Raw genomic sequence first — 24692 nt, 5'->3', positions numbered from 1 at the left:
GCCCGAAAATTGGATGGGCCTGGGGGGCAATTCTAGTTCTTAGGCAATGCCCTCGATGTGGTTGACACACTACCGAGGCCAAGCGATTCAAGTGCTACCACGGCATCTGGGCGGCCAGGGTTGCGTCAATCGTCCCTAGCAACAGGCTTTCCAGGTGATGAAGCGCAATTCGTGAAACTCTGGGAATGTCAGCAAGCCACACGAAGAACAACTGCACCTGGCGAACGTAGGCTTTATTACCCGCAAGTGCCGATAACCGATTCTTACGCTCGCCGTCCTGATCGGCCACGACACTCCAAACCTGCAGATTCGAAGGGGGGGGAAGCCGACTGCGCGGCTGGGACGAGCGTCTCTATCTTCGATGATCGCCCCGCTCACCGCACAACTTACCGGCATGCCCAGCGCGTCACGAAATGCGATCAATTGAGAGCGCACAGCAAACCTCAATGCCTCGCATACCTTGCCATGGGGCGATTGGATGACGCCGGTGATGCAGCGTTTGTAGGAGAAACCATCTTCACTGCCATCGGTGCGAACGAGTTTGATCCCCCTACCCGCTCCCAAGGCATTTCTCACGATCTTGAAGTGGTCGATCCCGACACCAATTTTTCTGCTCGCCTCCGGATGCATTGCTATGAGCAGGTGCATTTTTTTGACTGCTAGCTTGTTGGTGATCACGCCTATTGGTGCGTTTTGCAGATAGTCTTTGAGTCGATCCAGCAGTTCTGTTTTTGATTTGTACTCAAACGGCCCCAACCAGAACATTCAGAAGTCTCCCTACCTCATCGATTAATCCGAGTCGCGATCACAAGACGCTGGGTGTCACCCCGTCAGAGGAGCCGCAAATAAACATCAGGTCGTAGTCCTACACCACTACCTGATCAACCTCAGTCGCGAGCACAGCCTCCGTTGGAAAATTGTTGGTAATACCGAAAGGGATGTGCACAGACGGAGCAACCGCGCTGGTCGATTTAAGGTGCCCGGATTGGTCATCGAAGAAAATGTGCGGTTTCAACACGGCCAGAATTTTGCCTTTCTCGATGCCACCCAGGAAGAAAGCGTCGTTGGCCATGACACCCCAACTTTTGAGGGTATTCATCGCACGCTCATGAGACGGAGCATTCCGCGCCGTTACGATCGAAACGCGAATACGGTTTTCATACTTCGGATTTTGCTTTTTGTGCTTCTCCTCGACCGATTGGATCTTGGAAATCCGCACCATGAACTCCTTCAACGGCCCAGGGTTATGCGGCTCCATGACGTTCTTCACTTCATGGGCATGAAACACTGACAAGCCAGAGGCCTGCATTATTGTTTCAGATTCGTCGCCGGCAAGTACGCCGTCAAAGTCGAAAGCGATACGCAGGGTTTTGTCAGCTTCGTCGTCTTCGAATTTCGAGTCGAGTACTTGGCCCGCCGGATACCCGGCTTTAATAGCTGCTTCGACGTCTTTTTTGTCACCAGACAAAAACAGAGCGATATTTAGCGCCGGTATGTACTCGTAAGGAGACTTTCCTTGCATGAAAATCGCCCTGGTCATCCCAAGCCCGTAATGTTCGATCGTCTTCAATACGCGTAGCCCTGTGTCAGGATCATTCCGCGAAAGAAGAATGACCTCGACAAGCGGATCCTCAGGATCGACGCTCAGGTCATTCACCGACAGCAAACGTTTGATGAAAGGGAACGCTATCCCTTTTGGAAGCGGGACGTGGAGGTTTTCTTGCTGAAATTTGCGGTACTCCTCCTCTCCCTGGCGCTGAAACACGGCATCCGAAGCCACCAAATCGAACACGGCGCTGGAAGCCACGCCTATTACCAAACGATTTTCTAGGTCATAGGGCATTCTTATCACTCATCTAAAAATCAGTCTTACAAGGGGGAGTGCAATCTTCTTCGTTTAATCAGCCTCTCGCTCACGCGCAGGTCTTGAGTTGCTATTTGTATATATAACACTTGGTGTTTGTCAATCGAATACCTCTTGTTAAATAAAAAAGCTCCATGCTAGCCTGTTAATACGACAACAAAAAAGAGTTTATGCAATGGAATCTTACAGCATTCACGTTGAGCATTTAGAAAATACGAAATTGGCTTTTGTGGTCTTCAATGACCTAGGTGAAGTTCCGCAGTCAGTTCGCGAGTGCAGATTCCAAACTATCGGCTGGATATTATATGTGTTCGACAAAATGCGAACGCTCGTAGATGAGTGGGACGAAATTATCCGTGAAAGCAATGTTTCCGATGCGCTGACGAATCTGGCGGCATTGGAATGGGACACTGCGTGTGCTCTCGTGCTAGCTGAAACCTGGCGTGAGCGTTTCAACCTTATTTGGCCGCTATTGAGCTATCAAGACCAAGAACTTGCACTCGGTTATGACTATGACGACGAGGAAAATAAAAATTATTGGCCTGGCTTTGACTCCTTCAACATGATTTTTCACGATTTTATGCGGAAATCTCCAATCCGGAACCGTAGGAAAGCATGTAGCGAGTAAGCTGCTAATTGAACGAGGATCTGATCATGTCTACCTTCTCCATCGATGTTCGTCTTTTACAAAATAATGCTGGGCGCGTGTTAGAAGCAGAGCACACCACAGAAAAAAAAGAATCGATCACACGTTCGATTTTCCAAGGCATCGGCTTGCTCTATCACATGGCCGATGCAGTTGCCCTCCGTCAACCTAACTATGCTCACGTTGCAATTGAGTTTTTCAATTCTCGACTGTACGGATTAGGAGGCAAACTTGATATAGGAGATGTGTTGCTCTCTGCGGACAGTTGGAAAGAGAGGATGTATTGCGCCTGGATCGTTATCGACAAAAAATCAAGAGCAGAGGCGTTAAAACTAGATTATAGCGAATTCCAGAACTATTGGCCGACACTTGATTTTTGCGCTAAGGACTGGGAGTTTCAGGTCGAAAAATGGTTGAACAGCCCAGATTGACTGGATCGGCATCAAATATATGCCAATAAAGCCAGGTTGAATCCTCATGACATCCGATTGCGCTTGAATGCGACCAGTGCCTCAAGCGCCTGGTCAAGGCACATGCCCTCCCTCTCCTTTTGAATGAGAAAATCCGCAACGTAGGTCGCAGGGTCATCCGCGGTAAAATCCGGATAGCCCGCCGCAGCTGATTTGCGCGCACTATTGATCACCGATTGCAGCCCTTCGCGCTCTGCTAGTGTTTTTCCAGATGAGTTCATTTGGTGGTTACCTAGGATCAAGGGTTCCGATGGTCGCCTGGGCTCGAGAATAAGCCCGGACAGCGAGTGCACGTAAGCGGCCATGTTTGAAAGCTGCAGCACATAAAGGTCGACACGTAGTTCAGCTCATGAAGTTAGTTAGAAGCCCCGCCACCGTATGCATCATCCGCGAGTATAGAGTAAAAGCCGACCGGCCCTTCAAGCGCGTAGCCGCCTGTTCAGCGCCCTGCAATCCGGCTTGGCCAGTCAAGAAGACTTTGAAGCTTCGCATTGGGCTGTGCAGGCGGAAAATGCGCTTTAGCCGGCTGGATGTTAACCCTCCAGCCTGCTCTTAATTATTCATAGCTTAAGGCTTTTTTGCCCCGCGCTTAACGTGAGCAGCGGAATAGCTATGGCACTGGAGCCTGAGCTGTCAGTTCCAAAATCGACCACCCGGCTGTTTTGAGCGCCGCCCTGCGCTTCACACCAGCAGCGCCCTCCCCCAATGAGCTCTGACGTATGGCCAGGCACAGCATGTGAGTCGGCCGGGTCATTCCCACATACATCAGCATCATGTCTTTCTTAGCGGTTTCCTGGGGTCTCTTGGCAGCCGTTGCTTTGCCCTCAAGCCACGGCATGAGCTTTTGAATGAAATGCGTTTTCCTGAAGGTCTCCAGGATCAACGTCGCAGAGTGGGTTTTGCCCTTTTCTGAATGAATGGATGACATCCGGATATCGACGCCGTCGGCGCCATCCTGGAATCGGTAGGTATTGATCAGTGATCCGCCACTTTCTTCAGCTTCAGTGGCTGCTGGGGCAGGCTCCCAGGCGAGGTACTGGTGGCCTTGAAGATCAGCTACTACACCCTCGGCGTCATGAAGCGCAGCTGCTAGCAGCAAGAGCTTGGGTGAGATGTCCTTAACCCAATCCTGCTCTGTGACCTCCGATGGCACGAACAGAATCTGCTGGATGCACTCGCGGTATTGAGCGAACGCTTCAGGTTTGGTCGTGAGTTTCTCTCCAATTGAGGCTTGGTGCCGGCCTCTCAGTTGCACCAGGCTTTTAGGAAACGCCAATACGCCTAGGTTGGCCAGGCACGAGGCGAGCAACTCAACGGCTGAAGCGGCTGTGGGTTCTCGCATCGCGTAACGCCGAGCAATGTGTGCACCTTCGGCGAACGTGCGAGGCTTAAACGATGTCTTGGTCGTATCAGACCGATAGGATGGCCAGTAATGCTCCAGGGCCTTCGGGTACTGGTTCGCTTTGAAGTTCTCAAGCCGGTGCACGGCGCCGACGGCGAACACACCCGCATTGCGGGTCTCCGTCGGCAGATGCTTCAGCACCAGCTTTCCGAACTCATCCAGCACCCGGGTCGCATCTTCGTCAGGGAATACGATGATCGTGTTGGGGGAACTGTCTGGGGCACGCGGCGCCCGAAGTCCTATCAAACCATTCGTGATGGGGACATACGCAAAGGGGTTGGCGATCGATGCAATGGCCTGATCAAAGCGGAAGCTGCTGGCGATCTCCAGCTGACGCCCCGGGTCAGGGAACGGATCCTGCAGTGGCGTCTTCTTCTCGAAGATTTCCTGGTTTGGATCGCCGACGCGAATGACTCGGACGTCTGGGTCATCGTGGGGAAAGACACGCTGAAGCACGCCCGCCTGGTCAGGTTGGGTGTCCTGCATTTCATCGATCAAGACGCAAGGGAAGCGCAGGCGCAATGCAGCGCCCACGCCCGCCTCCTGATCGAGTAGGGCGTGGCCCAGCACGAACACCTCATCGAAGCAGAAGTAGCCAGCCTTGGCTGCGCCACTGAGCGATTTCACCACACTCTTGTAGGTGGCCGTGTGTGGCGCAAAACCAATATCCTCAGCGCCGAGCGGTTGGTCGAAATCGGCAGACCGGATCCGCAAGCTGTGAAGACTTTTGAATTTTTTCTCGAAGGCGGCTTGTGCACCTAAGTGCTCGCGGTACGTCAGCTCCCTTCGGCGTGCTTTATGCGTGGCTTCATCGTCAATGGCCTGCAACGCAATCCCTTTCGAGCGTAACCATGGCGAGGCCAGGAATCGGCCGGTGAAACCATGGATGGTGTCGATGTAGTGAGGAAAACGCAGCAGCCGTTGCCCCACCTCGGTGCCGCCTAGCCGTTTTTCGATCTCTTCTCGAGCCGCGTTGGTATGCGATAGCACGCAGATTCCTTGCATACGGCTGTTCCAGTGGCGTGCCAGAATCGCGAGCTTTGCCACTACCAAGGTCGTTTTGCCGCTGCCGGGACAGGCCGCGACATCAACGGTATCCATGGACTTCAGAAAATCTCGACGGGGCTCGTCTAGCGCCTCAAGCCCCATCAGCTCCGTGACCCAGTCCACATCGGCGTCAGTGATGGGGGCAACCAGTTGGCTGAGCGTCATTTGGCGACCTCCTCCACCGGGTCAGCAGATCCTGGATTCAATGCGGCGGGTACCATCACGGGATGAGCCGAACTGGAGGTAGTGGCTAATGCTGAACCCCGCGTCGCATACTCGATGGCGTGGACAACGTATGTGGGCAGCAGTCCTCGCAGCGTCGTGGCATCCAGGGTGCGGTCATCGAAACGTTGGTCGATCAAGTCGATCAGGTGCTGTGCTGCGATCGCTTTGGAGGCCCTTTTGAACAGCTTTTGAATCGCGGAGCACCGAGCTTCCTCGGTGGCATGGGTGGACTGGATTTTAGCGAAGGCCGTGTCTGCCTTTTTCAGCAGGCTGGCTTTGGTTTCCTTGCCTTCATCGATCTTGTCCTCATTGATGGCCAGGTATCCGGCATGATGGACTTCCCTCGAGAGGCCTTTGAACGCCAGGTCGTATTCGAGCGTCCAGTGGTCGGCAACGAACGTGCGTACACATTGCCCATCACTCTCGGTTCGCTTGTCGCGATGCTCCTTGAGACCTTTTTCAAGGTCGAGCGGTGTGATACCAAAGTCTTTCATGGCGCGCCAGCGCCGGTCAGCTTTGTCTGGCCAGACCGATCCCTTTACCCCCTTCAGGCTCATAATCTCGGGCGCGCAGTCCGGCATCACGTCCATGTCGGTGATGCATGCCGTAGGCACGGTGATCTCGCCTTTTGAAGCATCTTTGCGTTGCAAGATTTTTGAGTAGCGCCGCAACCCCACACCGCCCACATTGATGATCGATACGCCGTGCTTGGTGAGATCCTTGCCCAACCGTCGAGCGAGCGAAGGCAGTAGAATTGCTTCCGCATCACCTTCTACGACAAGTAAGCCCTTTGCGAAGAACAGCCCCGCCTTGGTGACGTCCAGGAAGCGGCTGAGGAAGCGATAATCATCAGGCGCCAGACAGGTTTGACTCTCCGCGAGCGAGAAGGCCTGTTGCCGTTGCATCAGCACCAGGTTCTGCAACGGTATCTTCGAGCTCAGGTTGGGGCTATGGGTGGTGAGGATGACCTGTACCGGTCTTAAGCCTTCGGAAGGTCTCGCTGCCGCTTCGAGAAACTCCATCAATTGGAGCTGACGTTGCGGGTGCAAGTGCGCTTCTGGCTCTTCGATGAGGAGCAGCGGGAGTCCGTCCGGCTCCTTACCGAGCAGCAGTAATTCGCAGGCCATGAACAACACGTTGTTTGACCCCAGCCCGTAGATGCCTCGCGCCTCTCCAGTGGCATGATCCAGCAGCCCCAGCTCCAATCGCTCCAGGATCTGCTTGAGCTTGGCTGGATCAGTTCCGGCTTCCCCAAAGCCGATGCGACTCGTGAGGGGCTGGCCAGCGAGTGATAGTGGGCGAAGGTAAGTTTCGTTGATCTCCTTCTGAGCGGAAATGATGGCGCCGTGACGGTTCACCAAGTGGCGAAGGAAATCGCCCATGCCGGCAATGCTGAGCGCTTCTGCGTCAGGAAGGTCGACCGGGAGTGCCGCGGGATCGAACGAGTTGCCCGTATCAATATTAGGGAAACTGCTTAATACCTGGGACAACCTGGAATTGCGCCCAGGGGACATTTCCCGCTCAGCGTCCCGCAACGGTTTCAGGTATGCAGTGGCTAACAGTTGCCGTACACCCACATCCAGAGCCGGGCCTTCTCCGTTCTCACCCGATCGAACCGAGATATCGACCCATTTGCGGGTCGAGGCCGATGCAACGACGCGGCGAGCCGACCAGTGAACGTACAGCCGCCCCACGCCACCGGAGTAAGTCACGTACTCAGCGAAAGCGCCGAGTTCCGCCAGGCTTAGGCCTTCCAGGGTGCATCTGAGGGTGATGGTCTCCGCCTGAGTGCCATCGTTGGCAATGTGGAAGTCCTCGATTTGCAATCGAAGATACTCAGCATCCCGGGTCTGCAAAACGTACCGGATCGCATCAATGACGGCAGTTTTACCCGCATCGTTTTCACCTACGAGAGCAGTCACGCCTTCATTGAATTGGATGTTCAACGCATGATTGTCATGGCCGAACTGGCGGAAATTTTCGATTTTCAAAGCCGAAAGGTACACAGCGCTGCCCCCATCCTGATTCCGTGGCAGGGAGAGGGTTTGCCCAGCGCCAGCCTGGCTAAAACCATTCCTCCCTGAATGTAAAAGTTATATGCCACGAAAGCCTGGCGAAGGCTACTCGATTCGGCCGCGTTGAATCCTGCTAGCCCAAGACGATGCAGTGTCCTGGTGTCGGGCGAACATACAGCAACATGCTTCCTCACTCTGGAAACGGCGGTGTGGTAAACGATCGCCATCATCACCCTTGCCTCGCCATTTATCGGAACTTACCCTCCCGACATGAAACCGAAACGGGGCAGCAAGCCAGGCAACATGGACTTTGCGCAGTCGCTGGGGCCAGTCCACATAACGCGGCCCGACCGGTTGTCTTGCGGTAACCGATATATTGGGCCAGCCTGCTTGATCAGGTAGTAAGAAGTGCGAGCTCGATGCTCCGCAGGGACGCATGCTTCCAATTCAAGGGGGGCTTATGGACTCAGTGGACAGCAACGCCCAACGCTTGCTTAGCCTGATCGTGAAGGCGGCGCAGCTCGATGCCCATCAGCACGCCGAGCGGCACGACCTTCTGCGCCAGGCCAGCGCATTGCTCTGGTGGCTGGAGCCTGGATCCCCTCCCCGCACAATCGCCAACCTGCTCTCCTGTCTAAGCCTGCCACTTGAGCAATGGCTTGATAGCCGTTTCAGGCAAGGGTACCAAGGCGCGCTGCAGTTTGCCGACGAGCCCACCAAATTGGCGTGGACAGCAGCACTTCGCTGTTCGTAGATTAGATCGACGATATGCCTCACGGAACCAGTGATTTGATCCGCGAGCCGATGAGTGTACCGAGGGCCACACCCACGAACCTAGCCCAGACCGGGTCTAAAAGAGCATAGTTGTCTTCACTGAACCATACTCTGAATGCAGGCATCAATGCCAGCCAGGACAGCCCCAGAACTATGGGCCACGTGTACTTCAGCGAAAAGCCCCCCCAATGCGACACCTGAGAAGAAACTTCTCTCCTGGGTTGCCGAGACCGCAAAGGTCACCGCAACAATTCAAGCGCTGAAAAATGCCAACCAGAGCCGGGTCGAGGTTGCCAAGATGCAGGGAGTTCCAGAGCCCAATGTGAGGCGTCACCAGAATTGCGCCCCGACTTGAATCTGAATGTTCTTGCCCCGCCAAACAAGCGAGGCAAGTCAGCATCACCCTTTATCTGATCAGGTCTTCCAGAAGGCGACGGCAATGCTGATGACTGCCGCCCCTATCTTCAGAGCATCCACGACCCATCCCACAATTTCACTTCGTTTGGAGCGTGGATGCTCACCGCATCGGCAGTTACAGACGCTCAAAGACTCTGGAGGGTGAATAGACAGGCAGCGTTCAGCGGCCCCAGGCTTTTTGGAACATGCGGAACAGGTGCAGCGTTTTGCAAGCGTCATAAATGATCCCTTTCGAGTTTTTCGGAGTAGAAAAAAGCTTTCGAAGGGGAATTAGCGCAGGCGGTGGCGGAAGCCGCTGAGCTCTGGGCCGTCCAGGAAGAGGGGGATGTTGAACACGGCCCGCATTGCGCGAACCATCAACGCTCTGGCTTTTCGACGCTGCTCGCGCAGATCGGCAATCAACTCAGTGAGGAGTTTGCGGTGCCGGGTGAAGACTTCATTCGAGCCGATCGTTGCGAGGACAATGTCCAAGGCTCCGAGCATTCCAACAGCCAGGCCGTGTCTTTGCCCTGGCTCATATCGGTCGAGCATGTCTAGTGCAGCTTTGGCACGCTGAATGGCTAGAGAGTCAATCAGAAGCTCTTTACGAACTTCAGCCGCGCCCGCCCTCTCCCGCTCAACACGGGCAAGTTCAATCTTCAACTCTTGGGTGAGAGCATCGAGCACATCGTCAGCTTGCGCTGAATGTGGCCTAAGCTCTTCCAGTGGATTGTGATCAACCATAGGGATTCTCTTGAGGTGTCCCGGCACCAACGATAACGGCTGACGGTCGAGTCCGCAATGGCGAGCCCGAATCTGTCCAAGACATCGACGATAGAGCAGTTGATGCCTCATCAGATTTGAAGTGTCCCGCCCCCAGAACCGAGTCGTTCGATGTAACATTCCGGTTTGGCGGAAAGATTTTGCGACTGACCTCTATACCCCATGCCCATTCCGTAAACGGGATGAAGTGTATTGCACTTTATCCGTTGATGCCCAAGGCCTACGCTCTTCATGACGACATCACCTTTTTCCATCCCTAACGGCGCCATCAAGAAAAACCTAAAACGCATCGTCGACCACTGGGTTGTTGTAAGTCTGATGCTTAGCGGTGCAGGCACGCTTTTCGGCTTCGCTATCTTGTCCACTTACCTGAATGCGATCGGTCTCCCAGGATTGTTTCCCTCCGCCCTGGACACCAAGGCTGCTCTCGTGCCCTGGATGCTCCTGGTTGCATTGTTGCTCATCGCCTACATCTTCGTACTGACAATGAACTCGATGATTTTCGCGTCCGGGGCAACCCTGTTTAACAAGCAACCCTATGCGCAAACCAAAATGGTCAGGCTACTCGCGATACCTGTGTTAGTCGGAATCTCGGTGCAGATGAGCACCATAGTGTGGGACATCCATCCGCTGCTCACCATTTTGGCGTCAGCGCTGGCAGAAATCGTCATCTTCTTTATCCTGATGAAGTCAGAACGATTCAGGGTTGCGATTCACGTAGTAGGCTTTATGGCGCGGCCCGAGGAGGGCATGAAATGGCAGGCACGCTTTGGAGCGTTAATCCCACTGTTCATCGTTGTGTTTTCAACAGTATTGTCGGCTGTGTTTCCAGTACAGCTAGTGTTGTCGACTTACCCTGCGCCGACTGACATTGAAAGCTCGCTCAAACTTGCCGGGATGGCGATCTTCGTTTCATTCTTGGCGCTCGTACCGGCGATTATCTTCTTTGCCTTTGGAGAAAATCTGCTAGCCAAAATCAGAAATACGCTGGCCGTCCTGATGATCATGACGGTAGCCATGCTGACCATGGCGCCTCGGACTTTCCCAGCTATGGTCTACCGAACGGCCTACTTGATGGGGCTCAGGGACACGACGATCACCCCGTATCTGATAACGGATACCTACTCGGTCGATTATTTCGATACGGATTGGGGCAAAGTAAGCATCGACAAAGACCGCCCCGTAGTTAGAGGGTTTCCTCTGCTTAGCTTGGGCGACCTATTGATCCTGTGTCCAGCTAACCTGGTCACCACAGAGTTGGCAGAGTGGCCAGCACGCTCTCCTGCATGTCTGGTGACGGACACCAAAACGGCGAAGCGTGTTCCAGAAAAACAAGCAAAGAAGAGATGGGCAAAGGTTCAGACGTATGAGGTGTAAGAGGTCTTCCAGTAGATGCCCTATAGCATCGAAGCGGAAAGGCCCTGAGCAACTGGTTGAATTCATCCTCTCCAGAAGACCCCAGCAGCTACCCGCCCGAAGCACTATCCGCACAAGCTGAGAGTACTGCATGGAAAGAAAAAGGATCAGCCCGCTATCATGGTTGCTTACGAGCACCGACCACAGCAACCGGATAAACCGAATGCGCGCCAGGGCCAAAAATGAATTACGTTGAGTTGATCCAATGCCAAGCCGAACAGATCTTTGGCAGCAAAGAGAAAGCCGGCACGTGGCTGACCCAACAAAAAAACATCTTTGGTGATAGCACACCATTGGAGCTCGCTCACACTGAAGAGGGCTACGAACTCGTGAAGGCTGAACTCGAAAGGCTAAGCCACGGGTTCGCCTGCTAATGTGAACCCCTCCTCCAAAGCCTCGGACTCAACATGATTGTTTTTGATCTCAACACAAACGATGCCGAATCCTTGCTCCATCACGTTGAAGAGTTCAGGCCGAGCTCAGGTGACGCGCGCGAAGACACTCGATTGCGAGATGCGTTGCTCGAATTGAAAGAAGCTTTGGTGTCGAATCTGGAAGGCGCCAGCGCACTCCCAACAAGGAGGTGTTCATCAACACCTCCCCACTCAAACCACCGTTAACGCGCTTCCCTCGCCGCCTTATCCTGCTGCCAATGGGTGATATCCGGAATCTCCAACGTCGGGTCGGCTGCGATCATCAATGTCTGACGAGGATAGAGGTCGAAAAGACCAGGCATTCGCCCGAAATTGTCAACGGTTTCAGCCCACTCATAATCGTCCTCGAACGGATAGTAGTTCACTCCATGGAGCAAAACACCCAGCGCCGATGTTCCCGAAGCATCGAAGGCCGAGATGTTTTCGATATTCTTGTCTCTTCTCAGCTCTTCAATTTCGATGCCGTCGCGGGTTTCGTACCAGATATGTACAACCCCGGCCTTTCCAGGAGGAATTTGCGAAACGCCGTCATGCACCAGGCCCTTGAAATGCCTGGAGCGCAGCCGTAGCGAATCTTCATGATCGCAACGCCATTGGGCGCCTACGCAACTGGCCACGTCTTTCACGTATAAGTTTAGTAGGTCGTGGTTCGTACCTGGCCGGATGACGCGTTTAGCCAAGGTCGCGATACTGCGCTTCTCGTTGCTGTCCATGTCCCCGAACACCAGAAGCTCTTGTTGTGGACTGTTGGCTCTGACCGAAAATTTGCGGTAATGACGTTTGAGACCCTGCTTGTCGATGCCTCGTATCTTGACTGTAAGCGAGTCTCCTGTCGCTCTACCCAGCCGATCCATGAACGCCTGATCAACCGCTTTGGTCACCTCTTCAGCGGCGACACCCGCGACGGGTTCATGGAAGGTGATGTCGACAGTGCACCACGGCGCCACTTTCAACATGTGGTGACTCAGCTGAGTCCAGATGCCGGCCCAGGCCTGCTCCTCAGCCTGTGAATACTTGGTCTGCTTATCCGCCCGCTTGCACTCAACATAGAACTCTACGTCGCCTGTTTTGACGAGCATGTCCGGCGACTTTTTGGTCTTACCGTCGGGCCACGAGATTGAGTTTTCGGGGATAAAGGAAACCTCGTAACCGTTCTTGATGTAGAACGAGGCCGTGAGTAATTCGAAAATCTGCTTTTCAGGCTGATTGTTGTTCGCCAGCATCTTGTCCAGGACATCATCAACGTAGGACACGCTGCTAAGCTCGCGTGCAACAGCGCCAATCGCCATAGCATAGGGATAGATCCGCCTGCTGCTGTAGGCAGAATCGCTGTAGGGGAAGCTGTGCGACAAGTGGGACGCGAGGATGTACCAATCAATGTCGTCCTCTGCAGGCGAGAAGAGCTGCGGTTCGACGGGTAGCTTGATGTTGAACTGCGATTCTTGCTCGCGTATCCGTTTCACATAGGCCGCTTTGCGCTCTGCCCAAACGTCCTCGCCGAGCCTCTCCACCAGCAGGTCATAGAAGGCCTTCGTTCTCTCACGTTCAACCCGACTGCGGACATCCATTGCCGTATCTCCATGTGGGGAAATGGGACATTACTCCGTCCAGATATTCGTCTGCCAGTACAGCGCTAAAAAACCGACGTCCCGCATCGAATACAATAACGTGAGCAAAGGTCGCTCGCGTCAGACTTGTTATCGCGTAAGGAATTGGTTAAGGATCAGACGCATCCGTACGCTCGGAGTGCATTGACCGCCTGAACGCTCACATCTTCCCGCGCACCTCGACCGGCCAGGATGAACACCTTGCCTCTTGTCTCAAAGAAACAGTCGTTGAGCTTTCCATGGTGGGTCAGAAGCTCTTGGCACCGGCGCCCCCATTCCTATCAAAGATGGTGTGCTGGACGAACAGCATTGACGAATCATCCGCTGCAGAATTGGTTTCGATAATGGAAGCGGTGACCGCAGACGCCAAGCAGCTTGAACGGGAATAACACCCTCCTGCTACGCTGTCCTCTTCCACGGAGGAATCACGATGTCGAACGCAGACCTACTCCCTTCCCTACTCTTCAAGATCAATCAAAACCAGCTCGCCCTCGAAGCCGCAATCATGGAATTGACACTGTGGGTCGAACAGTCCGGATCAGCGGAGGTCGCCGGCAACGTACGCGGAGCTTTGGACACAATCAGTCGGAATGAAGAGTTCATCAACATGACGCTTGCGGTGCTGATGACGCCTGATTGAGCTGGACAGCCTAAGCTCCTCCCACTTCAAATGCTCACAGCAATAGTTTTGAAAAATCACAGCATTCAACCGCTAACTCCGCCACGTTTTGATTCAATCCAAATTGGCGATCAGTGCGGTGAAGAGCGGTGTAGCGAATTCTTGGCAGCCCAGGTGTCGTGACCAATGCTCGCAACGCACCTTGGTCGATCAAGTGGGATAGACAGGCCTTCGGGAGGTAACTGACCCCCACCCCCGACAAAGTGAGCCCTACCTGCACCAGTAAGTTGTGGCTGGTGAGGGTCTTGGGCATCTGCACGTTGTGAGAGGCCAACCAACGTTCGTAAATCAAGCCTGTGCCCGACTGTGAACCTTGGGTCAACACCGTGCACCCGGCCAAGACTTCGATTCTCACAGGATCAGGATCGGAGATCAGACTCGGAGCACACATCCAGGCATTCTCAACGCATTTCAGTGGCGTGCTTACGAATCGAGCATCGTTGTAAACATCCGGCACGATGACTAGATCTAGCTGATCATTCTCCAGTTTGCGGAACAACTCACTGCTCAGTTCCACCGACGGTTCGATCTGCACTTTGGGATAAGCCTGTCGCACTGCTTCCACGAGTGCTGGCAACCAGGTCAGAGCGGTGAGTTCGGTGACACCGAGGCGAAACCTTCGCACTAAGACTTCACGAGCACTCACGCGTTCCAGTAAATAGTCGCGACGCTCCAGCAAGTCCTTGGCGTAATCCAGCAGTTCCCCGCCTTTTTCGGTCAACCGAGCATTCCGCTTGCTGCGGTCGAAAATTTCAACATCGAAGGTCTCTTCCAGCTCCTGGATGCGCTTGGAAATAGCCGACTGAGACATGTTCAGCTTGTTCGCTGCTGCTTCAAAGCTGCCCAACTCGGCAATCCAGTACAACGCGTCAATTTGCTTGAAGGTGATCATCAAGAAACCCACATGAAAAAAAGCGATACTACTTCATAATAAAATATCGCTAAAACTGTTTCTTCATCACTCCTAAGATCGAGCCACAGCCCTGACCGGCTGCTACCTCAAACTTTCGGAGATCAGCTATGTCCTTGCCCGGTTCGCGCATTCTTCCCAATCCACCACTAGCCGATGCCGAAGTGCTGGAAGCATTCGCCAACGTGGTGACGCCACACATCAGCGACAACCTGGGTCGCCACATCGGCGCTCGCGGCCTAACTCGTTACAACCGCAGCGGAAAGCTGGTGGGCACCGCCCTGACCGTTAAAACCCGCCCTGGCGACAATCTGCTCATCTACAAAGCCATGAGCATGCTCCAACCCGGCCATGTGCTGGTGGTGGACGCTCAGGGCGATAGCAACAACGCAGTGATCGGCGAGCTGGTCAAGTTATATGCCCAACAACGCGGCTGCGTCGGTTTCGTCATTGACGGGGCGATTCGTGATGTCGCCAGCTTCGACGATACGCCCTGCTATGCCCGCGCCATCGTGCACTGCGGCCCTTACAAGAGTGGCCCAGGCGAAATCAACGTGCCGGTGTCAATTGGCGGAATGCTGATCCAGCCAGGTGATCTGCTGGTAGGCGATGAAGACGGTCTCGTGGCGTTTTCCCAAGCGGATGCTGCCGAGGTTCTACGACGCGCCGCGCAATACGCAGCGCACGAAGAAGACGTCAAAGCCGAAATCGCAACCGGTGCTGTCCGCCAAAGCTGGATGGACAAGGTCTTGCAACAAGCCGGCCTGGCCGATTGAGGAGAACGTCATGAGCACTGTCTTTTTGTCTGATCGGGTGCTGGGCATCGAGCCCTCACCGAGTATTGCTGCTAATGCATTGGTGACCGAGTTACGCGCCCAAGGCCGGGACATCGTCAATTTCACAGTGGGCGAACCGGATTTCGACACCCCCGCACATATCCTCGAAGCTGCCAGTGCCGCGATGCACGCCGGCGACACACACTACACCGCAACTAACGGCACACTAGCGCTTCGCCAGGCGATCTGCCGCAAGCTTGAGCGCGACAATGATCTGTATTACGCACTGGATGAAGTGGTCGCAGGTTGCGGCGGCAAGCACATCATTTACCACGCCCTAGCCGCGACTTTGAACCCAGGTGATGAAGTGATCGTTCATACGCCTTACTGGGTGTCTTACCCTGACATCGCACGATTGAACGACGCCTCGCCAGTCATCATCCCCGGTGACGAAAGCAACGGCTTCAAACTCTCGCCCGAAGCGCTGGAGAAGGCGATCACGCCGCGCAGCAAATGGGTGATTCTCAACAGCCCAAACAACCCCAGCGGCGCTGTCTACAACGAAACCGAGCTGCTGGCACTTACCGCCGTGCTGCGAAAGCACCCGCATGTGCTGATCATGGCCGACGAGATCTATGAGCAATTTGTGTATGGCGATACCCGTCACGTGTCGCTGACCAAACTCGCCCCAGACCTCAAAGCGCGCACGTTGATTGTCAACGGAGCATCGAAGGGTTACGCAATGACCGGCTGGCGGCTGGGATTTGGTGCAGGGCCTACGTGGTTGATTGGGGCCATCGGTAAATTGCTGTCGCAGACCACTACTTGCCCCAGCTCGATCAGCCAGGCCGCAGCGGTGGCGGCGTTTGCTGGCGATCAGGCACCCATTGCCGGCATGCGTGAGGTCTATCAGCACCGGCGAGATCGCATGCTGGAACTATTGTCGTCGATAACGGGATTGAGTTTCACGCCGCCGGATGGCGCGTTCTATGTGTTCGCCAATGTCAGCGGGCTCATGGGCAAGACCACTGAAAGTGGCGAAACCATCCAGAACGACTCAGAACTGGTCGCCCACCTACTCAAAGAGCACGGACTGGCCACGGTCAGCGGCGCGGCGTATGGCATGTCGCCCTACATCCGGCTGTCGTTCGCCAGCTCCCTGGACGTCATCGAAGAAGGCTGTCGTCGCCTCAAAGAAGCGTGCCAACGATTGCGCTGACGGTTAATTGCAACACTCGACAGCCACCGGACGGCTGCTCATTGACTGCCTAGAACAACACTCATAATCATTGTCATCTAATGAGGCATCCCCATGCACAAGCCCCGTATCGCGCTGGTATGGCAAATCATGATTGGCATGCTCGCCGGCATTGCCATCGGCGCCCTGCTGCACCGTTTTCCTGAGTCCCGTCCGTGGCTGGTCGACAACCTTCTACAACCGGCGGGCGACATCTTCATTAAGCTGATGAAAATGATCGTCGTCCCCATCGTTTTTTCCTGCATGGTGGTCGGTATCGCCGGTCACGGTGACGGCAAATCCCTTGGCCGCATCGGCGTTAAATCGCTGACCTATTTTTTCAGCATTACTACCTTGGCGATCATCGTCGGACTGGTGATTGGCAACCTGCTTAAGCCCGGAGCCGGCACCGATCTGGCGAGCCTTAAAGCCGCTGCAATCACGCTCCCTACCAGCAACGGAGCCGGTCATAGTCTTGGGCAGATTATCGTCGGAATCATCCCCGACAATGTGATCAATGCCATGGCCCAAGGCAGCCTACTTTCAGTGCTGTTCTTCGCCGTGATGTTTGGCCTGGGCGTTTCCAAATTGAGCAACGAACGCAAGGAACCATTGATTTCACTTCTGCGTGGGGTGTCGGAGGCGATGTTCAAGGTCACATCAATGATCATGGCCTACTCGCCTATCGGCGTGTTCGGAATGATCTCCGTGACTGTGGCCAATTTCGGTTTCAGCTCTCTCCTGCCATTGGCCAAGCTAATCATGGTCAGCTACGTTGCCATTGCCTTCTTCGTACTGGTGGTACTAAACCTGGTTGCACGATTCTGCGGAATCAATCTGTTCGCACTAATGCGCCACATCAAAGATGAATTAATCTTGGCCTTCTCTAGTGCCAGCTCGGCAGCCGTGATGCCCCAATTGATGAAGAAACTGGAAACCTACGGCGTACCATCATCGCTCGTGAGCTTCGTGGTACCGGTAGGGTATTCCTTCAACCTTGATGGTGCCTCGCTGTTCCTTGGTATCGGCACCTTGTTCGTGGCTCAGCTATACGGCATCGACCTGAGCTTTGGTGATCAGGCTTTGCTCGTGGTCACCATGGTGCTGACATCCAAGGGGGCTGCCGGAGTACCAGGGTTCATGTTCGTGATTTTGTCAGCCACGTTGGCCAGTGCTGGTCTGCCTCTGGAGGGGATTGCCTTTATCGCAGGTGTATACCGACTGATGGAAATGCCGACGACTGCTTTGAACGTATTGGGTAATGCCCTAGCACCGTTGGTAATCGCCAAATGGGAGGGACGCGTCGCACATTGCCTGAAGGTCACGCCTGCTTAGATTTACACCGTAATAGTTCGATGAAGTAGTGGCGTAGTTCACTCACTAAATCCGGACATAGACCAACAGCTCTGAGCCCTTAAACGTTAGGCACTGTGCCCTTCAACTCAGACTGAATTCGCAAAAAGCCATCAACAAAAAGGGCCCTCGAAGGGCCCTTTTGCACTCAAATCAGGATCACTTGGTCACCAGGATTCAACAGCGTCTAAACCGTGCTCGGCTGATTCAGACCTTTGCTACGCTGACCTCTTCCACGGAGGAATCACAATGTCGAACGCAGACCTACTCCCTTCCCTACTCTTCAAAATCAATCAGAACCAACTCGCCCTCGAAGCCGCAATCATGGAGTTGACACTGTGGGTCGAACAGTCCGGATCAGCGGAGGTCGCCGGCAACGTTCGCGGCGCTTTGGACACAATCAATAAGAACGAAGAGTTCATTAACATGACGTTAGCGGTGCTCATGATGCCTGAGTGAGTAGCTCTCAAACTTTGGGCCTTTCTCGCTATGGTCGGAGCTGGCGCTCTCTATGCCTCAAGGCACTTCCCCCCAAATATTTACATCCAGATGAAACATGAGATGGACAGCGGCGATGTCACATCTGCCCGGGCTACGTTATATCGACTCCTGCGCTGGATAAAAATGTCGAATACCCTCGTGTGAGTTCCAGCCTCCAACTTCGCCAAAGTCACGCGCACGAGACATCCCCTCGCTACCTTCCTATCGGCAATAACCTCTATACGGAGCAAAACCAAGCGTCCTAAAGTGATAGGCCCCGCTCACGAATTCATTCACGATGGATCCGACGGCGTCAGTCCTCCCTCCACCGCAACCGCGGGCATCAGTGTCGCAATCAACGCCCGAACAGCTCCCGGTAACGCATCTAACTCCCTGACCAAAATACTTCGTTCACGAATCGCCCAAGGTTCATCAATTTGAACGATCTCGAGTTTCATAGTACGACTGTGCCGAAGCGCGGCAGACTCGGGAATAATCCCGATCCCCACACCGGCCTCGACCATCCGGCAAATCGCCTCGAAACTCGAAACCTGAATCCGTAAAGACAAGTTCTGCCCGAGCCGCTCCACATGGTCACGTAGAAAGCTAAGCAGTGTGGTGCCTTCATGCAAGCCAATGTGCTGAAACGCCAATGTCTGTTTCAACTTCACCGGTTTCGGCCCAGCCAACGCATGTCCCGCAGGCACTACCAATACCAGTCGATCGGTACTGAAGTGCATCACCTGCAGTCCCGTAGCCTCCACCGGCCCAGCGATAATCCCCATGTCAGTGCTGCCGTCCAAGACCCCTCGCACGATATCTCGCGACATACGCTCCTGGAGATCAACCGTGACCGCAGGCCGCTTAGCCAGAAAACCTGCCAGTACTTCCGGAAGAAATTCGGTCACTGCCGTAGTGTTGGCGAAAATTCGTATATGTCCGGCCGAGTCGGCATCGTTGGTGGTGAACTCCGATTTCAGATAATCCACCTGCCGCATGATCAGTCGCGCATGTTTGAGTAAGCGTTCTCCGGCGGGAGTCAACTCGACGCCCCTGCTGTCCCGGTACAACAAACGTGTATCAAGTTGGTTCTCTAGCGCTTTGATACGGGCGCTGGCCGCCGCCGGTGACAGGAAAGCCCGGCGCGCACCTTGGGTCAGGCTTGGTGATTCGCCAATGTGTATAAACAAGCGCAGGTCGGCCAGATCGAAGTGCATGATCGTTTCCAGGAAAACACTGAGTGTTCAGCATACATGAACGCCGGTATACGGAAATGCAAATTCTCAGAATGCGGAACACCTTGCATGATCCCTCCCAGAACAACAACTGGCGAGGGTATCCCGCATGGGTGCTGCAGATTTTTCTACTTGGCTGGGACGCACAGAAGAGGTTCAGGATCATTTGAGCCGAAACCTGATCAAGCGCATCGCCGCTACTTTTGGTGAAGACACTCCAGTTACCGGCGCGGCACTTCCGCCGCTTTGGCAGTGGTGTTTCTTTCAAGAGCCAGTCGAGGAGTCTCGACTTGGCACGGACGGTCACCCAGCACGCGGTGGATTCCTGCCTCCGGCTGACAACCGAAACCGCATGTGGGCTGGTGGCCGCATCGAATTTATCGAACCACTGCGAGTCGGCGGTGAGGCCCATCGTTTATCGACCATCACCCATATCGAAGAAAAGATCGGCCGTACAGGCGCGCTGTTGTTCGTTACCGTGCGCCACGAGTACTCCCAAGACGGTCGTTTAGCGATTCGCGAAGAGCAGGACATCGTTTACCGAGAGCCGAATCCACCCAAGGGGAGTAGCGGCCATGCGCTTGATGAGGGTGACTGGACTGAAAGTATCGAGCCCACTCCAACGCTGCTTTTTCGCTACTCCGCCGTGACCTTCAACGGCCACCGTATTCACTACGACTACCCCTACGTCACCGAAACTGAAGGTTACACCGGACTGGTAGTCCACGGGCCTATGATCGCCACCCTTAACCTACGCGCATTTTCACGCGCCAATCCCGAGGCGCGTCTTCGCCACCTCTCCTATCGCGGTGTTCGTCCTCTGATCGCACCTCAGCCTTTCAACGTGGGCGGGCGAATCATCGAACCCGGCAAAGCGCAGCTGTGGGCGGGCAACGATGCCGGAATCGCTCAAGCCGCAGAACTCCTGTTCGACTGACACCGTTACCTTTTTTAAAAATGTGCCCCTGCCTGCCCCTACTGAGAACCTAATAATGAACCCGAACGATAACGAAGAACTGCATGCCATCCGCGAAGGCGTGCGCGCCTTGTGCGCCGAATTCGATGCCGCTTATTGGCGCAAAATCGACGAAGAAAAAGGTTTCCCGGAAGCTTTCGTCAAAGCCTTGACCGATGCTGGCTGGTTGGCTGCGATGATTCCGACAGAATATGGCGGGTCAGGTCTGGGACTGGCAGAAGCCTCAGTGATTCTCGAAGAAGTGAATCGTTGCGGTGGTAACTCCGGCACTGTTCACGGGCAGATGTACAACATGTTCACTCTGCTGCGTAACGGCAGCGAGGCGCAGAAAAGCTACTACCTGCCAAAGCTGGCCAGTGGTGAACTTCGCCTGCAATCGATGGGCGTGACCGAGCCCACTACTGGTACCGATACCACCAAGATCAAGACCACCGCGGTAAAGCGTGGTGACAAGTATGTGATCAATGGGCAGAAGGTTTGGATCTCGCGTATTCAGCATTCCGATCTGATGATCCTGCTAGCGCGCACCACGCCATTGGCCGAGGTGAAGAAGAAATCCGAAGGCATGTCGATCTTCCTGGTCGATCTGCGCGAAGCCATCGGTAACGGTCTCACCGTGCAACCGATCGCCAACATGGTCAACCACGAGACCAACGAGTTGTTCTTCGACAACCTGGAAATCCCCGCAGACAGCCTGATTGGCGAGGAAGGCAAAGGTTTCCGGTACATCCTCGACGGCCTGAACGCCGAGCGTACCTTGATCGCCGCCGAGTGCATTGGCGACGGTCGCTGGTTCATCGAAAAGGCCAGCGCTTATGCCCGCGACCGCGTGGTGTTTGGTCGTCCAATCGGGCAGAACCAAGGTGTGCAGTTTCCAATCGCCGAAGCCCATATCGAAATCGAAGCGGCCGACCTGATGCGCTGGCGTGCTTGTGAGGAATACGACAGCGGTATCAACGCAGGAGCCAGCGCCAACATGGCCAAGTACCTGGCGGCAAAAGCCTCCTGGGAAGCGGCCAACGCCTGCCTGCAGACCCACGGCGGTTTCGGGTTTGCTTGCGAATACGACGTCGAGCGCAAGTTCCGTGAAACGCGCCTTTATCAAGTCGCGCCGATCTCAACAAACCTGATTCTTTCGTACGTCGCCGAGCACTTGCTCGAACTGCCGCGCAGCTTCTGAGGACACAATAATGAGCCATACCCAAGCCCTGGCCGGTTTCCTGGCCGAGCTGAAATACGACGACATTCCCAATTCTGTTCTCGACCGGACGGAAGACCTGTTTCTTGACTGGCTTGGCTCTGCGCTGGCCAGTCAAGGTTCGCACCCGATTCCGCTGTTCGAGCGCTATGCGCAGCGTATGGGGCCAAGTGATGGCCCTTCGAAAATCCTGGTCAATGGCCTTGGGACGTCCGCGTATTTCGCTGCATTCGTGAACGCTGCGTCGTCGCATTTAGTTGAGCAGGACGACCTGCACAACAGTTCGGTATTGCACCCGGCTACCGTGGTGTTTCCCGCAGTATTGGCAGCCGCTCAAGACTTGGGTAAGTCCGGACGTGACTTGCTGCTGGCGTCAGTTGCCGGCTATGAAGCGGGTATCCGAATCGGCGAATTCTTGGGCCGTTCGCATTACACGGTGTTTCATACCACTGCCACCGTCGGCACGCTGGCAGCTGCGGTCGCCGTTGGTAAGTTGCTTGATTTCGATACAGAGAAATTTATCAACGTACTAGGCAGCGCTGGTACTCAGGCTGCCGGGCTGTGGGAGTTTTTGCGCGATGCTGCTGACTCCAAGCAATTGCACACGGCTAAGGCGGCAGCTGATGGTTTGCTCGCTGCGTACATGACTCTCGATGGTCTGACCGGTGCACGCAATATTCTCGAAGGCGACCAAGGTTTGGCCGCCGGAATGTCCCATGACTCCAATCCAGGAAAATTATCTGACCGACTGGGTACGCGCTGGGCGCTGGCTGAAACCTCGTTCAAATTTCACGCGTCTTGCCGTCACACCCATCCTGCGGCCGACGCCCTCCTGCACCTTATGCAACGCGAAGACCTGCATCACGAGCAGATCGCCAATGTCAGAACCCTTGTTCACCAAGCAGCCATCGACGTGCTAGGTCGTGTGGTGGTTCCACAAACCGTACACCAGGCCAAGTTTTCCATGGGCGCGGTGCTGGGTTTAATTGCTGTACACGGCAGCGCGCAATTAATCGAGTTTGAGCAACAGGCATTGATCGACCCTGCCGTGGCCGCGTTTCGCGAAAAAGTCAGCATGGAACTCGACAGCGAAGTTGATGGCGCCTATCCGGCTCGTTGGCTGGGAAGAGTAATCGTCACCACTACAGACGGTCGCACGCTGTCAGCTGCCATTGACGAACCCAAGGGCGATCCGGGCAACACTCTGTCTCGACCTGAACTGGAAGACAAATTCCAGCGCCTCCTGGCCTTCTCCGGAGCGCGAACAGTAGACCAGGGCAAAGCCTTGATCGAACAGGTATGGCAGCTGCGCAATGCCACATCCCTGAACAACCTGAACTAGAAGACAGCCCATGTAAGCGCTGCCCTAGGTGTGATCGGCCGGAAATCGGTCGTGCCGCCTAAGGCAGTTCCTACAGGTGTGGCATCATCCGAGGTACAAAAAATGACCACCCAGCATAACTTGCGTCCACTGGACGGCATCACTGTTATCAGCCTCGAACACGCGATTGCTGCACCGTTCTGTACCCGGCAACTGGCCGACCTCGGCGCTCGCGTGGTGAAGATCGAGCGCCCTGGCAGCGGTGATTTTGCCCGAGGATATGATGAACGGGTAAACGGTCTGGCATCGCATTTCGTCTGGGCCAATCGCTCCAAGGAAAGCCTTACCCTTGACCTGAAACAGGACGAGGCAGGAGACATCCTTATGGGTCTTCTTGGAAAAGCCGACGTGCTGGTTCAGAACCTGGCGCCGGGTGCCGCGGCGCGGATGGGCTTGTCGTTCGAAGCGTTGCAGGAGCGTTTTCCTCGCCTGATAGTCTGTGACATTTCAGGCTATGGCGAAGGCGGCCCCTATGAGAAGAAAAAAGCCTATGACCTGTTGATTCAAAGCGAGGGCGGGTTTCTCTCTGTGACAGGCGGGCCGGGTGAAGATGAGATGGCTAAGGCTGGTTGCTCCATCGCTGATATCGCTGCAGGCATGTACGCCTACACCGGGATTTTGTCTGCGTTGATGCTGCGCGATAAAACCGGGGTTGGCAGTCGCATTGATGTGAGCATGCTCGAGAGCCTGGTGGAGTGGATGGGTTACCCGATGTACTACGGGTTCGAGGGTGCGGCGCCCCCGCCTCGTGCAGGCGCTTCCCATGCGACGATTTACCCGTACGGCCCCTTCCCTACCAAAGGCGGCGATACCGTGATGCTTGGGTTGCAGAACGAGCGCGAGTGGGCGCTGTTCTGCGAAAAAGTGTTGCTGGATGCAGCACTGGCGACGGATGAACGCTTCTCGGCGAACTTCAAACGTTCGGGCAACCGCGAAGCGCTACGCCAGATCATTGTTGACGGATTTTCGCAACTGAGCGTCGACGAAGTGGTGGCCCGACTGGAATCCGCGCAAATCGCCAGCGCCAGGGTCAACGATATGCAAGGCGTGTGGGATCACCCACAACTTAAAGCCCGCGACTGTTGGCGTGAAATCGACAGTCCTGCCGGAAAATTGCCCGCGCTATTGCCACCTGGGCGTAACACATCCTTCACCCCACGCATGGACTCGGTGCCGGGATTGGGAGAACACAACATAGGCATTCTCGCTGAGTTGGGTTTCTCTAACGAAGACCAGGCGCGAATGCAGGCAGCAGGGGTCATCTGAGCCCCAGGTTCTGTTCAGGAGCCGACTTGTTGGCAGTGTGTCAGATAAAGACTCGCCAACAAGCTGGCTCTAACAGAGGTCGATGAAGCAATCCAACCGCTAAACAATGACAACAAAGGAAG

Annotated in this window: 23 protein-coding genes; 14 read left to right on the top strand and 9 right to left on the bottom strand. The window is 54.8% G+C overall.

The window, feature by feature from the left end; all coding sequences use genetic code 11:
• Nucleotides 1–135: 135 nt before the first annotated feature.
• Together AC07V0_RS00545 and AC07V0_RS00540 are read right to left on the bottom strand one after the other, a co-directional pair.
• The gene (locus AC07V0_RS00545; RefSeq protein WP_495019258.1) at nucleotides 136–765 is read right to left on the bottom strand and encodes a DCL family protein; all 630 of its coding nucleotides are present in this window, start codon (nucleotides 763–765) and stop codon (nucleotides 136–138) included.
• A 100-nt stretch (nucleotides 766–865) separates the two neighbouring features.
• Nucleotides 866–1843 (bottom strand): 5'-nucleotidase, encoded by a 978-nt coding sequence (locus tag AC07V0_RS00540; protein WP_495019257.1) that lies wholly within the window; start codon nucleotides 1841–1843, stop codon nucleotides 866–868.
• Between the two features lie 196 nt (nucleotides 1844–2039).
• On the opposite strand from AC07V0_RS00540, the gene AC07V0_RS00535 reads away from it, so the two are divergent.
• Together AC07V0_RS00535 and AC07V0_RS00530 are read left to right on the top strand one after the other, a co-directional pair.
• Nucleotides 2040–2492 (top strand): hypothetical protein, encoded by a 453-nt coding sequence (locus AC07V0_RS00535; RefSeq protein ID WP_495019256.1) that lies wholly within the window; start codon nucleotides 2040–2042, stop codon nucleotides 2490–2492.
• Between the two features lie 26 nt (nucleotides 2493–2518).
• The gene (locus AC07V0_RS00530; RefSeq protein WP_495019255.1) at nucleotides 2519–2941 is read left to right on the top strand and encodes a hypothetical protein; all 423 of its coding nucleotides are present in this window, start codon (nucleotides 2519–2521) and stop codon (nucleotides 2939–2941) included.
• A 44-nt stretch (nucleotides 2942–2985) separates the two neighbouring features.
• Here AC07V0_RS00530 and AC07V0_RS00525 read toward each other — a convergent pair whose 3' ends face one another.
• From AC07V0_RS00525 to AC07V0_RS00515, 3 genes are all read right to left on the bottom strand, one after another.
• Complete coding sequence (locus AC07V0_RS00525) at nucleotides 2986–3201, bottom strand: hypothetical protein (RefSeq protein ID WP_495019254.1); 216 nt, start codon at nucleotides 3199–3201, stop codon at nucleotides 2986–2988.
• 389 nt (nucleotides 3202–3590) lie between these two features.
• The gene (locus AC07V0_RS00520) at nucleotides 3591–5594 is read right to left on the bottom strand and encodes a UvrD-helicase domain-containing protein (RefSeq protein ID WP_495019253.1); all 2004 of its coding nucleotides are present in this window, start codon (nucleotides 5592–5594) and stop codon (nucleotides 3591–3593) included.
• Nucleotides 5591–7660 (bottom strand): ATP-dependent nuclease, encoded by a 2070-nt coding sequence (locus AC07V0_RS00515; protein WP_495019252.1) that lies wholly within the window; start codon nucleotides 7658–7660, stop codon nucleotides 5591–5593. The genes AC07V0_RS00520 and AC07V0_RS00515 overlap by 4 nt, the downstream gene beginning before the upstream one ends.
• Before the next feature lie 469 nt (nucleotides 7661–8129).
• Here AC07V0_RS00515 and AC07V0_RS00510 point away from each other — a divergent pair, with 469 nt between their 5' ends.
• Nucleotides 8130–8423, top strand: coding sequence for a hypothetical protein (locus tag AC07V0_RS00510; RefSeq protein WP_495019251.1), 294 nt, complete (start codon nucleotides 8130–8132; stop codon nucleotides 8421–8423).
• Nucleotides 8424–9130: 707 nt separating this feature from the next.
• Here AC07V0_RS00510 and AC07V0_RS00505 read toward each other — a convergent pair.
• Entirely contained in the window at nucleotides 9131–9583 is a 453-nt protein-coding gene (locus tag AC07V0_RS00505; protein WP_495019250.1) for a hypothetical protein, read from the bottom strand.
• 270 nt (nucleotides 9584–9853) lie between these two features.
• Between AC07V0_RS00505 and AC07V0_RS00500 the strand changes: the two genes are divergently transcribed.
• Nucleotides 9854–10999 carry a hypothetical protein gene (locus tag AC07V0_RS00500; RefSeq protein WP_495019249.1) on the top strand — a complete coding sequence of 382 codons (1146 nt, stop codon included), beginning with the start codon at nucleotides 9854–9856 and terminating at the stop codon, nucleotides 10997–10999.
• Between the two features lie 221 nt (nucleotides 11000–11220).
• Nucleotides 11221–11412 (top strand): antitoxin Xre/MbcA/ParS toxin-binding domain-containing protein, encoded by a 192-nt coding sequence (locus tag AC07V0_RS00495; RefSeq protein ID WP_495019248.1) that lies wholly within the window; start codon nucleotides 11221–11223, stop codon nucleotides 11410–11412.
• A 242-nt stretch (nucleotides 11413–11654) separates the two neighbouring features.
• On the opposite strand, the gene AC07V0_RS00490 is transcribed toward AC07V0_RS00495, so the two are convergent.
• Nucleotides 11655–13040 (bottom strand): hypothetical protein, encoded by a 1386-nt coding sequence (locus AC07V0_RS00490; RefSeq protein ID WP_495019247.1) that lies wholly within the window; start codon nucleotides 13038–13040, stop codon nucleotides 11655–11657.
• Between the two features lie 469 nt (nucleotides 13041–13509).
• Here AC07V0_RS00490 and AC07V0_RS00485 point away from each other — a divergent pair, with 469 nt between their 5' ends.
• Entirely contained in the window at nucleotides 13510–13719 is a 210-nt protein-coding gene (locus AC07V0_RS00485) for a hypothetical protein (protein WP_495019246.1), read from the top strand.
• 34 nt (nucleotides 13720–13753) lie between these two features.
• Here AC07V0_RS00485 and AC07V0_RS00480 read toward each other — a convergent pair whose 3' ends face one another.
• Entirely contained in the window at nucleotides 13754–14650 is an 897-nt protein-coding gene (locus AC07V0_RS00480) for a LysR family transcriptional regulator (RefSeq protein WP_495019245.1), read from the bottom strand.
• Nucleotides 14651–14778: 128 nt separating this feature from the next.
• On the opposite strand from AC07V0_RS00480, the gene AC07V0_RS00475 reads away from it, so the two are divergent.
• The 4 genes from AC07V0_RS00475 (at nucleotide 14779) to AC07V0_RS00460 (ending at nucleotide 18493) form a co-directional block, all read left to right on the top strand.
• On the top strand, nucleotides 14779–15444 hold the full coding sequence (locus AC07V0_RS00475) for an RraA family protein (protein WP_495019244.1): 666 nt from the start codon (nucleotides 14779–14781) through the stop codon (nucleotides 15442–15444).
• A gap of 10 nt (nucleotides 15445–15454) precedes the next feature.
• Nucleotides 15455–16663, top strand: coding sequence for a pyridoxal phosphate-dependent aminotransferase (locus tag AC07V0_RS00470; protein ID WP_495019243.1), 1209 nt, complete (start codon nucleotides 15455–15457; stop codon nucleotides 16661–16663).
• 93 nt (nucleotides 16664–16756) lie between these two features.
• The gene (locus AC07V0_RS00465; RefSeq protein WP_495019242.1) at nucleotides 16757–18016 is read left to right on the top strand and encodes a cation:dicarboxylate symporter family transporter; all 1260 of its coding nucleotides are present in this window, start codon (nucleotides 16757–16759) and stop codon (nucleotides 18014–18016) included.
• A gap of 267 nt (nucleotides 18017–18283) precedes the next feature.
• The gene (locus AC07V0_RS00460; protein WP_495019241.1) at nucleotides 18284–18493 is read left to right on the top strand and encodes a hypothetical protein; all 210 of its coding nucleotides are present in this window, start codon (nucleotides 18284–18286) and stop codon (nucleotides 18491–18493) included.
• A 314-nt stretch (nucleotides 18494–18807) separates the two neighbouring features.
• Here the strand turns inward: AC07V0_RS00460 and AC07V0_RS00455 are convergent, their stop codons facing one another.
• Complete coding sequence (locus tag AC07V0_RS00455) at nucleotides 18808–19731, bottom strand: LysR family transcriptional regulator (RefSeq protein WP_495019240.1); 924 nt, start codon at nucleotides 19729–19731, stop codon at nucleotides 18808–18810.
• A 127-nt stretch (nucleotides 19732–19858) separates the two neighbouring features.
• Here AC07V0_RS00455 and AC07V0_RS00450 point away from each other — a divergent pair, with 127 nt between their 5' ends.
• The 4 genes from AC07V0_RS00450 (at nucleotide 19859) to AC07V0_RS00435 (ending at nucleotide 24570) form a co-directional block, all read left to right on the top strand.
• Nucleotides 19859–20686 (top strand): HTD2 family dehydratase, encoded by an 828-nt coding sequence (locus AC07V0_RS00450; RefSeq protein ID WP_495019239.1) that lies wholly within the window; start codon nucleotides 19859–19861, stop codon nucleotides 20684–20686.
• A gap of 55 nt (nucleotides 20687–20741) precedes the next feature.
• Nucleotides 20742–21905 (top strand): acyl-CoA dehydrogenase family protein, encoded by a 1164-nt coding sequence (locus tag AC07V0_RS00445; RefSeq protein WP_495019238.1) that lies wholly within the window; start codon nucleotides 20742–20744, stop codon nucleotides 21903–21905.
• 10 nt (nucleotides 21906–21915) lie between these two features.
• The gene (locus AC07V0_RS00440; RefSeq protein ID WP_492583376.1) at nucleotides 21916–23265 is read left to right on the top strand and encodes an MmgE/PrpD family protein; all 1350 of its coding nucleotides are present in this window, start codon (nucleotides 21916–21918) and stop codon (nucleotides 23263–23265) included.
• A gap of 102 nt (nucleotides 23266–23367) precedes the next feature.
• Nucleotides 23368–24570, top strand: coding sequence for a CaiB/BaiF CoA transferase family protein (locus AC07V0_RS00435; protein ID WP_495019237.1), 1203 nt, complete (start codon nucleotides 23368–23370; stop codon nucleotides 24568–24570).
• The last annotated feature ends 122 nt before the right edge of the window (nucleotides 24571–24692 follow it).

The sequence above is a fragment of the Pseudomonas sp. GW821-FHT01E10 genome, from assembly GCF_059422365.1.
The sequence above is the reverse complement of the archived record's forward strand: the minus strand, read 5'-3'. Positions and strand labels throughout refer to the sequence as shown.

Coding starts and splice junctions, on each gene's coding strand:
- AC07V0_RS00440 (WP_492583376.1), top strand. CDS start 21,916: ATGAGCCATACCCAAGCCCTGGCCGGTTTCCTGGCCGAGCTGAAATAC.
- AC07V0_RS00530 (WP_495019255.1), top strand. CDS start 2,519: ATGTCTACCTTCTCCATCGATGTTCGTCTTTTACAAAATAATGCTGGG.
- AC07V0_RS00485 (WP_495019246.1), top strand. CDS start 13,510: ATGTCGAACGCAGACCTACTCCCTTCCCTACTCTTCAAGATCAATCAA.
- AC07V0_RS00450 (WP_495019239.1), top strand. CDS start 19,859: ATGGGTGCTGCAGATTTTTCTACTTGGCTGGGACGCACAGAAGAGGTT.
- AC07V0_RS00460 (WP_495019241.1), top strand. CDS start 18,284: ATGTCGAACGCAGACCTACTCCCTTCCCTACTCTTCAAAATCAATCAG.
- AC07V0_RS00520 (WP_495019253.1), bottom strand. CDS start 5,594: ATGACGCTCAGCCAACTGGTTGCCCCCATCACTGACGCCGATGTGGAC.
- AC07V0_RS00445 (WP_495019238.1), top strand. CDS start 20,742: ATGAACCCGAACGATAACGAAGAACTGCATGCCATCCGCGAAGGCGTG.
- AC07V0_RS00480 (WP_495019245.1), bottom strand. CDS start 14,650: ATGATCACCTTCAAGCAAATTGACGCGTTGTACTGGATTGCCGAGTTG.
- AC07V0_RS00475 (WP_495019244.1), top strand. CDS start 14,779: ATGTCCTTGCCCGGTTCGCGCATTCTTCCCAATCCACCACTAGCCGAT.
- AC07V0_RS00435 (WP_495019237.1), top strand. CDS start 23,368: ATGACCACCCAGCATAACTTGCGTCCACTGGACGGCATCACTGTTATC.
- AC07V0_RS00500 (WP_495019249.1), top strand. CDS start 9,854: ATGACGACATCACCTTTTTCCATCCCTAACGGCGCCATCAAGAAAAAC.
- AC07V0_RS00490 (WP_495019247.1), bottom strand. CDS start 13,040: ATGGATGTCCGCAGTCGGGTTGAACGTGAGAGAACGAAGGCCTTCTAT.
- AC07V0_RS00495 (WP_495019248.1), top strand. CDS start 11,221: ATGAATTACGTTGAGTTGATCCAATGCCAAGCCGAACAGATCTTTGGC.
- AC07V0_RS00455 (WP_495019240.1), bottom strand. CDS start 19,731: ATGCACTTCGATCTGGCCGACCTGCGCTTGTTTATACACATTGGCGAA.
- AC07V0_RS00540 (WP_495019257.1), bottom strand. CDS start 1,843: ATGCCCTATGACCTAGAAAATCGTTTGGTAATAGGCGTGGCTTCCAGC.
- AC07V0_RS00535 (WP_495019256.1), top strand. CDS start 2,040: ATGGAATCTTACAGCATTCACGTTGAGCATTTAGAAAATACGAAATTG.
- AC07V0_RS00465 (WP_495019242.1), top strand. CDS start 16,757: ATGCACAAGCCCCGTATCGCGCTGGTATGGCAAATCATGATTGGCATG.
- AC07V0_RS00470 (WP_495019243.1), top strand. CDS start 15,455: ATGAGCACTGTCTTTTTGTCTGATCGGGTGCTGGGCATCGAGCCCTCA.
- AC07V0_RS00505 (WP_495019250.1), bottom strand. CDS start 9,583: ATGGTTGATCACAATCCACTGGAAGAGCTTAGGCCACATTCAGCGCAA.
- AC07V0_RS00545 (WP_495019258.1), bottom strand. CDS start 765: ATGTTCTGGTTGGGGCCGTTTGAGTACAAATCAAAAACAGAACTGCTG.
- AC07V0_RS00525 (WP_495019254.1), bottom strand. CDS start 3,201: ATGAACTCATCTGGAAAAACACTAGCAGAGCGCGAAGGGCTGCAATCG.
- AC07V0_RS00510 (WP_495019251.1), top strand. CDS start 8,130: ATGGACTCAGTGGACAGCAACGCCCAACGCTTGCTTAGCCTGATCGTG.